General features: G+C 74.4%; 9 protein-coding genes. 8 read left to right on the forward strand and 1 reads right to left on the reverse strand.

Features of this window, described 5'->3' with window-relative positions:
- Nucleotides 1–330: DUF2867 domain-containing protein (locus ETD85_RS56440; protein ID WP_138698082.1), on the forward strand; the 330-nt coding region annotated here is incomplete at its 5' end.
- Between the two features lie 223 nt (nucleotides 331–553).
- Here ETD85_RS56440 and ETD85_RS56445 read toward each other — a convergent pair.
- Entirely contained in the window at nucleotides 554–1396 is an 843-nt protein-coding gene (locus ETD85_RS56445; RefSeq protein WP_138698083.1) for a LysR family transcriptional regulator, read from the reverse strand.
- Between the two features lie 96 nt (nucleotides 1397–1492).
- Between ETD85_RS56445 and ETD85_RS56450 the strand changes: the two genes are divergently transcribed.
- The 7 genes from ETD85_RS56450 (at nucleotide 1493) to ETD85_RS56480 (ending at nucleotide 9641) form a co-directional block, all read left to right on the forward strand.
- Nucleotides 1493–2332, forward strand: coding sequence for a TIGR03620 family F420-dependent LLM class oxidoreductase (locus ETD85_RS56450; RefSeq protein ID WP_138698084.1), 840 nt, complete (start codon nucleotides 1493–1495; stop codon nucleotides 2330–2332).
- Nucleotides 2333–2449: 117 nt separating this feature from the next.
- A complete protein-coding gene (locus tag ETD85_RS56455; RefSeq protein ID WP_138698085.1) occupies nucleotides 2450–2932 on the forward strand; it encodes an aldo/keto reductase in 483 nt (160 codons plus the stop codon).
- Nucleotides 2932–3531, forward strand: a complete 600-nt coding sequence (locus ETD85_RS56460) for a TetR/AcrR family transcriptional regulator (protein WP_138698086.1) — start codon at nucleotides 2932–2934, stop codon at nucleotides 3529–3531. Before ETD85_RS56455 ends, ETD85_RS56460 begins: the two co-directional genes overlap by 1 nt.
- Nucleotides 3532–3628: 97 nt before the next feature.
- On the forward strand, nucleotides 3629–4564 hold the full coding sequence (locus tag ETD85_RS56465; protein WP_138698087.1) for an NADP-dependent oxidoreductase: 936 nt from the start codon (nucleotides 3629–3631) through the stop codon (nucleotides 4562–4564).
- A gap of 229 nt (nucleotides 4565–4793) precedes the next feature.
- On the forward strand, nucleotides 4794–5192 hold the full coding sequence (locus ETD85_RS56470; RefSeq protein ID WP_138698088.1) for a hypothetical protein: 399 nt from the start codon (nucleotides 4794–4796) through the stop codon (nucleotides 5190–5192).
- Nucleotides 5193–5325: 133 nt separating this feature from the next.
- Nucleotides 5326–9306 (forward strand): Pls/PosA family non-ribosomal peptide synthetase, encoded by a 3981-nt coding sequence (locus ETD85_RS56475; RefSeq protein WP_240780068.1) that lies wholly within the window; start codon nucleotides 5326–5328, stop codon nucleotides 9304–9306.
- Nucleotides 9297–9641, forward strand: coding sequence for a gluzincin family metallopeptidase (locus ETD85_RS56480; protein WP_138698089.1), 345 nt, complete (start codon nucleotides 9297–9299; stop codon nucleotides 9639–9641). Before ETD85_RS56475 ends, ETD85_RS56480 begins: the two co-directional genes overlap by 10 nt.
- The last annotated feature ends 2 nt before the right edge of the window (nucleotides 9642–9643 follow it).

Genomic DNA, 9643 nt, shown 5'->3' on the forward strand with positions numbered 1-9643 from the left:
TCCCGGCTGCGGGTGGGCGACGCCATCGACTTCTGGCGGGTGGAGGAGGTGCTGCCCGGCCGCCTGCTGCGGTTGCGGGCCGAGATGCGGCTGCCCGGCCTGGCCTGGCTGGAGCTGAGCGTCGACCGTTCCGATGGGCATACCGTCTACCGGCAGCGGGCGATCTTCCACCCGCACGGGCTGCTCGGGCATCTGTACTGGTGGACGATCTCACCTTTCCACGGCTTGGTCTTCGGGCGGATGCCGGTCAACGTGGCCGCGGCCGCAGCCCGCCGACAGGCCACGAGCGGTGCCGCCGCCCCGCACCCGACCGCCGTCCATGAGCGCTGACGCCCGTCCTCGCTTCCATGCCCCTTCTCGACCGCAGTCGTAAGCGCTGACACGGGGCTTGAGCAGCAACCGAACGGCTAGTGGCGCTGGGGAGCCGTCAGGGTTCGCGCCAACGAAGTCTGCGGGCGTTCGTTGATCTTCAGCCCAGCGCCGTCACCCACGGCCACGCCGACCGGGTCCGGTCCTGCGAACTGCTCGCCGAGCACCAGATCCGTTGGCGCGGTCAGTCCCCGAAGGCCGTGTGGTGGGCCGCGGCGCAGGCGCTCGGAAGGTCCTGCGGTACGACGACGCTGCCGATGACCGTCGTCAGCGGTGCCAGGGGGATCGCCCGCACGCGGGCCGAGCGGATCTCGGCGACCTGGTCGGCGGACAGCACCGTCCAGCCGCGCGGATCCGAGCCCACTTCGACGAGGGTGTCCTGGACCGTCCCCGACGGGCGGCCGAGCGGCGGTTCGATCCCGGCCTCACGCAGCGAGGCGGACACGGAGTCCGGCGACGGGATCCGCAGGTGGCCGCCGTCCAGGTCCGCGACGCCCACGGCCGCGCGCCCGGCAGCGGGGTGCCGCGCGGACACGACCGCGAACAGCGGCTCGGTCCAGGTCGGCAGCACCCGCACCCCGGGTGCCGACCGCACGCCCCTAGCCAGCGCGAGGTCGACGTCCCCCTGCCGCACGGCGTTCAGGCGCGCGGTCAGCGGCAGGTCTACGAGCACGACGTCGAAGCCCGGGGCCTGCTCGCGCAGCGCGTCGATCCCGCGTTCCAGCCGGGTGGTGAACTGCCCGGTGCCCGTCCCGATGCGCATCACCCCGCCCTGCTCGCTCGCCGCGGTCCGGACCCGATCGACGGCGGCGAGAGCCTCCCTCGCCGTCTCGAGCACGCGGCGCCCGGCCGCGGTGAGCCGAACCCGGCGCGGTGACCGGTCGAACAGCCGGACCCCCAGCTCGCGTTCCAGCCGGGCGATCGTCCTGCTGACCGCCGGCTGGGCGATGCGCAGCCGATCGGCGGCTCGGCCGAAGTGCAGCTCCTCGGCGACGGTGACGAAGTACCGCAACGCCCGTAGTTCCACCGGCCCGCTCCTGTCCTGCGACGATGCCCCCAGGTTATCGCTGCGCGTCCGGACCGGGTCTGGTTCGCGGCGGACGCCCCCTGGTGTACTCGCCGCATGAGCATCGATCTCGGACTTCTCGGCGCCCACCTGCGCGAGCACGAAGTGACCCCGGACGGGGCGGCGGACCCCGAACGCGCCGGCTACGGCACGCTCTGGCTGGACGCCTCTCCCCCGGCCGACCTCGCCCTGGCGGAACGGCTGCTGGACGCGACCACCCGGCTGGCGATCGGGACGAGCGTGGTGAACGCGTGGACCGCGGATGCCGAGACCGTCGCCGCCTCGTACCACCGGCTTGAGGCGAAGCACCCCAGCCGGTTCCTGCTCGGGGTCGGGATCGGGCACCCCGAGGTCCACGCCGAGTACGCCTCGCCGTACGCCACCCTGATGTCCTATGTGGACCGGCTGACGGGGGCCGGTGTCCCCGCCGGCCGGATCGTGCTGGCCGCGCTCGGGCCGCGGATGCTGCGCCTGGCGCGCGACCGCACGGCCGGGACCCTCACGGGCCTGATCACCCCCGAGCACACCCGGCGGGCCCGCGCGGTCCTCGGCACGGGGAAACTGGTGCTGCCCGGGCATTTCGCGCTCCCGGAACCCGACGCCGATCGAGCTCGCGCGATCGCTCGGTCCGCGCCGCCCGGCACCGCATTGGGCGTGACGAACTACGCGCGCAACCTCCGGCGGCTGGGGTACACCGAAGCGGACCTCTCCGGCTCCGGGAGCGACCGCTTGATCGACGATCTCGTCGCGCACGGCACCCCGGACACCGTGGCGAAGCGTCTGCTCGCGCACTTGGACGCGGGCGCGGATCAGGTCGGGGTGTACCCCCTCGGCAACGACCCGATCGGTGCCCTGCTCGTGGTCGCCGACGCGGTGCGCGCCACCTGGCGCGGGTGACGGTCGGCCCGTCTCGATCCGCCGGAAGGCTCTGCGTAGCCGCCAGGTCAGCGGAACGACCTAGGTATCAAGTTACAGGTTTTGACATCTGTAACCAACCCGCTTAGCGTTTCTCGCATGGAGCAGAGAACACTCGGCGTGGTCGGGCTCGGCGGTGCAGGCACGTCCGGCGCGTACGGACGCAGCACCGACGAGCAGACCATCGCGACGCTTCGCAACGCGCTCGGCGCCGGGATCACGGCCGACCACGACGGGATGGGGCACGACGAGACGCTCGTCGGGCAGGTGCTGCGACCCGCCGATCGCGACCGCGCCGTGGTGAGCGTGAAGTTCGGCGCGTTGTCCGGGGTGGACGGCAGCGTGCGCGGCAGCAACAGCGGCATCGACAACCGGCCCGACGCGATCCCGGACTTCCTGGGCTACTCGCTGCGGCGGCTGGGCACCGGCTACGCGGCCTCCCGTGGCGCCACGGTCGCGCAGCTCGCGATCGCGTGGGTGCCCGCGCAGCGTCGCGTGCACCGAGAGCCGGTCGCGGGAGAACGCTGCGCCCCCGCCTTGCTCTCGCTGCCGGACAGCGAGCGAACGGGCGGCAGCCGCTGATGCCTGCCCGAACCCCGCTGGACGCGAACGCCATCCTGGCGGCCACCGAGGAGATCCTGCGCCGCCACGGACCGGACAAGGCAACGGTCGTCGACGTCGCCCGGACACTCGGGGTCAGCCACGCCGCCGTCTACAAGCACTTCCCCTCAAAGCAGGCGCTGCGCGAGGCCGTGACCCGGCGCTGGCTCGACCGCAACCGCGACGCCCTCGCCGTCATCGCCGCCGACAGCGCGGTCCCGCCGGCGCAGCGCCTGCGAACCTGGCTGCACGCCGTCCTGGCCGTGAAGCAGGCCAAGATCCGCGAGGACCCGGAGCTGTTCGCCGCCTATGGAATCCTCGCCGCCGGGCACAGCAGCGTCGCCACCGACCACGTCGCCGACCTCTTGGGCCAGCTGACGGGCATCATCGCCGACGGCGCCGCCGACGGCAGCCTCCGCACCGACGACGCGGGGGCCACCGCCCGCGTGGTCTTCAACGCCACTGCCAAGTTCAACCACCTCGCCCACGCGGCCGAATGGCAGGACCCGGGCGTCGGCGCCGAACTCGACGATGTGTGCAGCCTGCTGCTCGAAGGTCTTCACGCCCCCGCATCGCCGTAGCCGAACCGGGGTCGAGCACACGCCGCGACTCGTCAGCGGCACGGCCGGCCCTGCCCATCGCCACCCAGGCGGCAACGAACAAGGAGTAAGTACGACCATGGTTCAAGCAATCGGAGTGACGCAGCCCGGCGGACCGGACGCTCTGGGCGAGCTCGACCTGGCGGCCGAACCGATCGGTCCCGGTCAGGTCAGGGTCCGGGTGAGCAGCGCCACGGTGAATCCGACCGACGCGATGATCCGTTCTCGTCCGCGGCAGGGCGAGGCGGACGCGGTGCGGGTGCCGGGCATGGAGATCGCCGGCGTGATCACCGAGATCGGCCCCGCCGTCGACCGCCCGTTCGCGATCGGGGACGCCGTCATGGCCATCGTGGTGCCCTCAGGTGCGCACGGCGGCTACCGGGCAGACCTCGTCATCTCGGCACGCTCGGTCGCGAAAATCCCGGCCGGGCTCTCGGACGTCCAGGCCGCCACCATCCCGATGAACGGGCTCACCGCCCGGCTCGCACTCGACACGCTGGCGCTCCCGGCCGGCGCGACGGTCGCCGTCACCGGCGCCGCCGGCACCGTCGGCGGGTACTTCGTCCAGCTCGCCAAGCAGGCCGGGCTGGTCGTCGTCGCCGACGCCGCCCGGCAGGACGAGACCTTCGTCCGCGAGTGCGGAGCCGACGAGGTCGTGCCGCGGGGGGACGACTTCGCCGCGATGGTCCGCCGCCACCACCCGGGCGGTGTCGACGGGCTCGTTGACGCCGCCGTGCTGGAGGCCGCCGTGCTCCCTGCCGTCAAGGACGGCGGCACCGTCGTCACCGTCCGCGGTTACCGGGGCGACGGGACCGACCGGGTCCGCGTCGCCCCGATCTTCGTCCGCGACTACGTTGAGGCCGCGGCCGAGCTTGACCGGCTCGCCGAGCTCGCCGGTGAAGGACGGCTCACCGTCCGCGTGGCCGGCGAGTTGCCGGCCTCCCGAGCCGCCGACGCGCACCGCTCGCTCGAACGGCGCGGCGTTCGAGGGCGGTTCGTCCTGCGGTTCGGCTGACCGATCCTCACGGTGGGGTGGCGGCGCGGGTACTTCGGCTCCGAGTGCGGCATGACGCGGCCCAGGAGCGGCCCGTGCTCGGCCACGTGGCAGACCCTGAGCGGTGCGGCTCGGCTTGGCGGCGGGCCGGGGAACGGGGCCCCGTCCGCTCCCCGAGCGCAGGCCATGACCCGGTAAAGCCTGTCTGGGGCGCGGTGTGCCCGGCGGGGCTTCGGGTAGCCGACGGCACGTGAGTGGTGACGGGGAATCGCAGTGGTTCGGCTTCGCGTTCGAGGACCGATATCGCCCGCTGCTGAGCGTGCTGGGCATCCGCCCGGACACGTGCAGGTTGACGCTGACCGATGAGTTGCTGCGGGTGCGGTTCGGGCCGTGGCTGGTGCTGTCGCCGCGCGGCAATGTGGCCGGTGCCGAGCTGTCGGGCCCGTACTCGCCGCTGAAGGTGATCGGGGTGCGCATGTCGCTGGCCGATCGGGGGCTGACGTTCGGCACCAGCACGGCGCAGGGGGTCTGCCTTCGGTTCCGCCGGCCGGTGTCCGGCAGCGACCCTCTCGGGCTCCTGCGGCACCCCGCGCTGACGGTCACGGTCGACGATCCAGCCCGTCTCGTGCAGCAGGTCACCCCGAACTGACGATCACGGTCCGGCCTGGCTGGTGCGGTGGATCGCCGCAGGCTGAAGGGGTGCCGCGCGGTGGGAGTAGGCGGTCTGTCATGTGCGGCGCGTACGCTTCAGTGTCAGCTGTCGCCGAGCCGAGGAGTACTGCTTGCCTAGCAATCCGGTCGATTTACGCCTGAGGACCGCGACCGCGATCTATCCCGCGGGCATGCTGGCGGCACCGCCGCGCACCCTCATCGATGTCCTTGACGAGACCGCACACCGCCACCCGCACGCGCCGGCGATCGACGACGGCACCGTGCTCCTCGACTACCGCTCGCTGCGCGCCGAGGTGGAGCGGCTGGTCGCCGGGCTCGCCGCCGCCGGGGTCGGCCACGGCGCCCGGGTCGGCGTGCGCGTCGCCTCGGGCACCGCCGAGCTGTACGTCTCCATCCTCGCCGTGCTCGCCGCCGGCGCCGCCTACGTGCCCGTCGACGCCGACGATCCGGCCGAACGCGCCGAGCTGGTCTTCTCCGAGGCCGAGGTGGACGCGGTCATCACCGGGAACCTCACGGTGACCGGCCCCGCCGGGCATCTCAACATGACCGGTCCGGCCGAGGACACGCTGGTGACCGGCTCCACCGGACCCCTCACGATGACCGGCTCGGCCGAGGACGCGCCGGCGGTCGGGTGCGTCGAGGCGGTCCGGACCGTGGAAGGCTCCGCGGCGGCCCGCCCCACCGCGCGGCCCGGGCTCGACGACGACGCGTGGATCATCTTCACCTCCGGCTCCACCGGCAAGCCGAAGGGCGTCGCGGTGACCCACCGCTCCGCCGCCGCGTTCGTGGACGCCGAAGCGGGCCTGTTCCTCCAGGACCGCCCGCTCGGCCCCGGCGACCGGGTGCTGGCCGGGCTCTCGGTGGCCTTCGACGCCTCCTGCGAGGAGATGTGGCTGGCGTGGCGGCACGGCGCGTGTCTCGTGCCCGCGCCCAGAGCCCTCGTGCGCACCGGGATGGACCTCGGCCCCTGGCTGGCCGCGCAGCGGATCACGGCCGTCTCGACCGTGCCCACTCTGGCCGCCCTCTGGCCCGCCGAGCACCTCGACGGCATCCGGCTGCTCATCTTCGGCGGCGAGGCGTGCCCGCCCGAGCTGGCCGAGCGGCTGGCCGTACCGGAGCGCGAGGTGTGGAACACCTACGGCCCCACCGAGGCCACGGTGGTGGCGTCGGCGGCGCGGCTCACGGGCGACGGCCCGGTCCGCATCGGGCTGCCCCTCGACGGGTGGGACCTCACGGTCGTCGACGGCGCCGGCGAGCCGGTGGCGATGGGCGAGACCGGCGAGCTGGTGATCGGCGGCGTCGGCCTGGCCCGCTACCTGGACCCGGTCAAGGACGCCGAGAAGTACGCGCCGCTGCCGTCGCTCGGCTGGGAGCGCGCCTACCGCAGCGGCGACCTGGTCCGCGCCGACCCCGAGGGCCTCGTCTTCGCGGGCCGGGCCGACGACCAGGTGAAGCTGGGCGGACGCAGGATCGAGCTGGGCGAGGTGGACGCCGCGCTGCAGGCGCTGCCCGGGGTCGCGGGCGCGGCCGCCGCCGTGCGCACCGCGGGCGGCGGGCACCAGGTGCTCGTCGGCTACGTCGTCACCGAGCCGGGATTCGACCTCGCCGGGGCGCGCGAGTTGCTGGCCGCCACGCTGCCGGCGGCCCTGGTGCCGCGCCTGGCGCCGGTCGGCGCGCTGCCCACGAGAACCTCCGGGAAGATCGACCGGGCCGCGCTGCCCTGGCCGCTGGCCGAGCCGGCCGCGGCGGAGTGCGCGCTGAGCCCGGCCGAGGCGCTGCTGGCCGAGCAGTGGACCGCCGTGCTCGGCCTGCCGCCGAGCGGCCCTGACGCCGACTTCTTCGCCGACGGCGGCACCAGCCTGGCGGCGGCCCGCCTGGTGTCGGTGCTGCGGGCCGAGCATCCCGACGTGGCCGTGGGCGACGTGTACGCCCAGCCGACGCTCGGCGGCCTGGCCCGGCTGCTGTCCGGCAGGGGCGGGGCCGAGCCGGGACGGCGGCCGGTGATCCCGATGCCCAGGCGCGCCGCGCTGGCCCAGTCGGCGCTCATGGTCGTGCTCCTGGGCGCCGGCGCGACCCGCTGGATCGTGCTGCTGGCCGCGCTCGGCAACCTGCTCGCCCCACCGTGGGCTCCGGCCCTGTCGTGGTGGTGGGTGGCGCTGGGCGCGCTGCTGTTCGTCACGCCCGCGGGGCGGATGGGGCTGTCCGCGGCCGTGGCCCGGCTCCTGCTGCGCGGCGTGCGGCCGGGCGCCTATCCGCGCGGTGGCGGCGTACATCTGCGGCTGTGGTTCGCCGAGCGCCTGGCCGAGCGGCTCGGCGTCCCCGACCTGGCCGGCGCCCCGTACATGGTGTGGTACGCCCGGCTGCTCGGCGCCCAGGTGGGCGGCGACGCCGACCTGCACTCGCCCCCGCCCGTCACCGGGCTGCTCAGGCTGGGCAGGGGCGCCTCCGTGGAGCAGGAGGTCGATCTCAGCGGCCACTGGCACGACGGCGACCTGCTGCGCATCGGCGAGATCCGGATCGGCGCGGGCGCGACCGTCGGCTCCCGGTCGACGTTGCTGCCCGGCACGAGGATCGGGAAGAACGCCCGGATCGCCCCCGGATCGGCGGTCGCCGGCGCGGTGCCCGCCGGGCGGCTCTGGGCCGGCGCCCCGGCGTTCCGGCAGGACAAGTCACGCAGGTCGCGGCCGGTCGAACGGCCCGCCCGCTCCCGCTTCTGGGCCGCGACGTACGGTGTCAGCGCCATGCTGCTCAGCCTGCTCCCCGCCGTCGCGGCGGGCGCCGGGATCGCGGTCCTGGCCGCGTTCGCCGGAGACGCGCCGACGATCGGCGCGGCCCTGACCGCGGCCCTGCCGGGCGTCCCGGTCGCGACCGTCGCGGGCATGGCCGCCTTCGCCCTGGTCACGCTGGTCAGCGTGCGGCTGCTCGGGCTGGGCCTGCACGCGGGCCGCCACCCGGTGCACAGCCGCCAGGCCTGGCAGGCGTGGGCGACGGGCCGGCTGATGGCCTCGGCGCGCGTCTGGCTGTTCCCCCTGTACGCCAGCGTCCTGACGCCCGTGTGGCTGCGCGCGCTCGGCATGAAGGTGGGCCGCGGCGTCGAGCTGTCCACCGTGCTGGCGCTGCCCACGATGACCTCCGTCGGCGACGGCGCGTTCCTGGCCGACGACACGATGGTGGCCCCGTACGAGCTGGACGGCGGGTGGCTGCGCATCGCCTCCGCGCGGATCGGCAAGCGTGCCTTCCTCGGCAACTCGGGGATGACCGCGCCCGGCCGCAAGGTGCCCAAGGACGGCCTGGTCGGCGTGCTGTCGGCGACGCCGAAGAAGGCCAGGTCCGGCTCCTCGTACGTCGGCATGCCCCCCATGGAGCTGCGCCGCACCGCCGAGGAGGGCGACCGGAGCCGCACCTACGACCCGCCCGCCCGCTACAAGGCGGCCAGGGCGCTGGTCGAGGCGTGCCGCGTGGTGCCCGCGATGTGCACGGTCGCGCTCGCCGTGCTGGTCGCCGCCGCCTTCGAGTGGCTGGCGGCGGCCTACGGCTTCGCAGTGGTGCTGGCGCTGGGCGGCGTGGTCATGGCGGCCGCGGGCGTGGCCGCCGCGCTGGTCGCCACGGCCGCCAAATGGGCGCTGGTCGGCCGGATCAGGGCCGGCAGCAGGCCGCTGTGGAGCTCGTTCGTGTGGCGCAACGAGCTCGCGGACAACTTCGTGGAGGTGCTGGCGGCGCCCTGGTTCGCGCAGCCGTGGCTGGGAACCGCGCCGCTCAACGTGTGGTTGCGTTCGCTCGGGGCACGCATCGGGCATGGGGTCTCATGTGACACGTACTGGCTGCCCGAGGCGGATCTCGTGACATTGGGCGACGGCGCCTGCGTCAACCGGGGCTGCGTCCTGCAGACCCACCTGTTCCACGACCGGGTCATGAGCATGGACACCGTGACCCTTGAGGCGGGCGCGACGCTGGGCCCGCACGGTGTGGTGCTGCCCGCCGCGCGGGTGGGCGCCGACACCACGATCGGGCCGGCCTCGCTCGTCATGCGCGGGGAGGCGGTGCCCGGCCGTACCCGCTGGTTCGGCAACCCCATCTCGGCGTGGCGATGACCCCGTACTTCCCTGGGCACGGCGACCATCGCTACGGGGTCTCGCACTACGATCTGACGCTGAAATACCGGGTCGCGGGCAACCGGCTCGACGGCACGGCGCGGCTGACGGTGGCCGCGGCCGAGCCTCTGCACGTCCTGGACCTGGACCTGGGGCGGTTCCGGGTCCTGGGCGTCACGGTGGACGGCGTGCCCGCCCGCCACCTGCACGGCCAGGGCAAGCTGCGGGTGACGCTGCCCAGGCCGCTGCCCGCCGGCGCCGCCGCGGGCGTCGAGGTGCGCTACACCGGCAGCCCGCTACCGGTGCCGAGCCCGTGGGGCGGGCTGCCGGTGTAGCG

It is taken from the genome of Nonomuraea zeae (genome assembly GCF_005889725.1).
GTDB lineage: Bacteria > Actinomycetota > Actinomycetes > Streptosporangiales > Streptosporangiaceae > Nonomuraea > Nonomuraea zeae.